The sequence below is a fragment of the Aquabacterium sp. genome, from assembly GCF_041915145.1.
GTDB lineage: Bacteria > Pseudomonadota > Gammaproteobacteria > Burkholderiales > Burkholderiaceae_C > Aquabacterium.
The window spans coordinates 1-3172 of the sequence record NZ_JAYSBZ010000144.1 but is presented as its reverse complement, the minus strand read 5'-3'; the positions used below and the strand labels follow the sequence as shown (position 1 = coordinate 3172).

Here is a 3172-nt window from a genome sequence, read left to right as displayed (position 1 = left end):
CCTGCTGGACGACCGCGACGCGGAGGCATTCTGATGCAACGCCTTCTGTCACCCGATTTCAACCACCGTAACCCTATAGGAGCTTTCATGTCTGTTCGATTTCGTTCCCTCACGGCCGGCACCGCCCTCGCCCTGGCATCCGTCACCGCCTTCGCCGCAGGCGACCATGACCACGCGCATGACCACAAGCCGCTGCATGGTGGCGTCGTGACCGAAGTCCGGGACGTGGACTACGAGTTGGTCGTTCAGCCCGCAGCAGCGCAACTCTACCTGCGCGACCACGGCAAGCAGGTCAATGTAAGCAACACCAAAGCCAAGCTCACACTGTTGACCGGCTCACAAAAGCAGGAGGTGCAACTCACGCCTGCCGCGGACGGAAGCCGCCTCGAAGGCAGCGGGACCTTCGCCGCAGCCAAGGGCACGAAGGCCGTCGTCCAAGTCGAACGTGGGGGCAATACCGCGAGCGCCCGGTTCGTTCTGCCGTAGTGTTCAACGTGATCGTCAGGGAACGAGCTGTAATCTGGCGACCACCTGACAAAAGGCGCGACATAGGCGCTCACTATTTCCTCAAAAACTTTGGAGATGTAAATCATGGAAATGCATTTCGACGTCATTGTTATCGGTGCCGGCCCAGGCGGATACATCGCGGCCATTCGCGCTGCCCAATTAGGCATGAAGGTCGCTTGTGTAGATGCCTGGAAGAACAAGGACGGAAAGCCAGCACCTGGCGGCACCTGCAACAACATCGGTTGTATCCCTTCGAAAGCGCTACTGCAGTCGTCAGAGAACTTTGAACAAGCCAAGCACCACTTTGGCACGCACGGCATCTCCACGGGTGATCTGCGCATGGATGTGACCACGATGTTGGAACGTAAGAATCAGGTCGTGAAGTCCAGCAACGAAGGCATCCTTTATCTGTTCCGCAAAAACAAGGTCCAGTTTTTCAACGGCCTGGCGTCTTTCACCAGGACTGTCGATGGTGGCTTCGAGGTGAGCGTCGCCGCCGATGAGGCTGTTACCTTGGTGGGCAAGCAGATCATCGTTGCCACAGGCTCCAACGTGCGGCCACTCCCCAACCTACCGTTCGATGAGCGGGTCGTGCTCTCCAACGACGGCGCGCTGGACATCGCGGCCGTGCCCGATCGGTTGGCCGTCATCGGTGCCGGCGTGATCGGCCTGGAGCTGGGCTCCGTTTGGCGCCGCCTGGGGGCGGATGTCACGATCCTCGAAGGCTTGCCCAGCTTCCTGCCAATCGTCGACCAAGCCATCGCCAAGGAGGCGAAGAAGGCGTTCGACAAGCAAGGCCTGAAGATCGAACTAGGTGCGAAGGTTCGCGAAGTCAATGCAACCGAGGCTGGCGTGACTATTCACTACACCGACAGCCAGGGCCAGACGCAGTCCTTGCAGGCAGACAAAGTGATCGTGGCTATCGGCCGTGTGCCCAACACCGAAGGCCTGAATCCGGCCGCCGTGGGACTCCAACTGGATGAGCGCGGCGCCGTGCTGGTGGACGATGAATGCCGCACCAGTGTGCCCGGCATCTGGGCCATCGGTGACGTGGTGCGTGGCCCGATGTTGGCGCACAAGGCGGAAGAGGAAGGTGTCGCAGTGGCCGAGCGCATTGCCGGCCAGCACGGTCACGTCGATTTCAATACGATCCCCAACGTCATCTACACCAGCCCAGAGATTGCCTGGGTAGGCCGCACCGAGCAGCAGCTCAAAGAGCAGGGCACCGCCTATCGAATCGGTTCCTTCCCGTTCATGGCCAATGGCCGCGCGCGTGCGCTGGGCGACACGCCGGGCCTCGTCAAGGTGATCGCCGATCCTGCCACTGATGAGATACTCGGCGTGCATGTGGTCGGCCCGCAGGCCAGTGAACTGGTGGCCGAGGCCGTGATCGCCATGGCGTTCAAGGCCAGCAGCGAAGACATCGCCCGCATCTGCTTTGCCCATCCGACCCTCTCCGAGACGTTCAAAGAGGCCTCGCTGGCCGTGGACAAGCGCGCGCTCAACTTCTGATTGATCGGAAGCGGCATCCAAACCACCTCACCGAACGCAGCTGCGGGCGGTGGGGCGCATATCGCCATGGAACGTAGGCCACGCCGCAACGGCATGCTATGCCCAACAGTTACTCGTCGTTGTGGTCTTCCGCGATGTGGGTGGCCATATCCAGCAGCACCTGGTTCACGTGCTTGTCCGCCACCTCATAGAAGATCTGTTTGGCTTGGCGCACGCCCTTGACCAGGCGAGCACCGCGCAGCAGCCGCAGGTGGTGGCTCACCAGCGACTGCGAGAGTTCGAGGGTTTCAGCGATGTCCCCGACCGAGGAAGAGCCTTTCATGCAGCACAGCATGATTCTCAGCCGGGACGGGTCACCCAGGAGGCGGAATGTCTCAGCCAAGATGGTCACGTCATTCTGTGACAGCGATTCCAAATCGGCGCTGGGACCCTTCGGTGGGGTACTGAATGGCTTACTTGTATTCATTTTTAAAATATTTCCTAACCTCGAATGGCTGTTTTCGCCCTTCAGAATTAACAAGGCAGCGGCCGCTTAGGCGCGCGCAGCAAAGAACCAGTGCGAGCCTGGCAGGCAAGGCCTCCGTTCCCCGTGCACCGGGTCATTTCTGAAACCTGACAGCATCCGAAAAAGCGCTTGACCTTCCCACGATGGTAAACCCTAAGCTCCCTCCATGTCGAATTTCAACTATGGGAAGCACACCATGAGCATGGCAACAACGAGTAGTGCTGGCGCCCAAGCAGCGGCAATCAGCCTGCCCATCGAGGGCATGACCTGCGCAAGCTGTGTCGGCCGAGTCGAGGCCGCCCTTGCCAAGGTCGAGGGCGTGGCAAGCGTGTCTGTCAATCTCGCCACCGAGCGAGCGGACATTCGCCTGAACCGTCCTGTCGATCGCATGGCGCTGATCCAGGCGATCGAGAAGGTAGGGTACGACGTGCCTCAGGGCACCATCGAGCTGGCGATCGGAGGCATGACCTGCGCTTCGTGCGTGGGCCGCGTCGAGAAGGCGCTCAAGGCGGTACCGGGCGTCACTGAGGCTGTGGTCAACCTGGCGACCGAGCGCGCTACCGTACGCGGTGTGGCGTCCGTGCAGGATCTGATCGCTGCTGTCGATAAGGTCGGCTACGAGGCAAGCCCGGTCGATACTGGCATGCA

At 60.6% G+C, this 3172-nt stretch carries 4 protein-coding genes; 3 read left to right on the top strand and 1 reads right to left on the bottom strand.

Annotated elements, in window-relative coordinates; genetic code table 11:
- The first annotated feature begins 87 nt into the window (after positions 1 to 87).
- Complete coding sequence (locus ACE3SS_RS15200) at positions 88 to 486, top strand: hypothetical protein (RefSeq protein WP_015912828.1); 399 nt, start codon at positions 88 to 90, stop codon at positions 484 to 486.
- Positions 487 to 591: 105 nt separating this feature from the next.
- Positions 592 to 2019: a dihydrolipoyl dehydrogenase gene (lpdA, locus tag ACE3SS_RS15195; protein ID WP_015912827.1), complete on the top strand. Its 1428-nt coding sequence runs from the start codon at positions 592 to 594 to the stop codon at positions 2017 to 2019.
- A 109-nt stretch (positions 2020 to 2128) separates the two neighbouring features.
- Here the strand turns inward: lpdA and ACE3SS_RS15190 are convergent, their stop codons facing one another.
- Complete coding sequence (locus tag ACE3SS_RS15190; protein WP_015912826.1) at positions 2129 to 2485, bottom strand: metalloregulator ArsR/SmtB family transcription factor; 357 nt, start codon at positions 2483 to 2485, stop codon at positions 2129 to 2131.
- 235 nt (positions 2486 to 2720) lie between these two features.
- Between ACE3SS_RS15190 and ACE3SS_RS15185 the strand changes: the two genes are divergently transcribed.
- Positions 2721 to 3172: copper ion binding protein (locus ACE3SS_RS15185; protein WP_374595395.1), on the top strand; the 452-nt coding region annotated here is incomplete at its 3' end.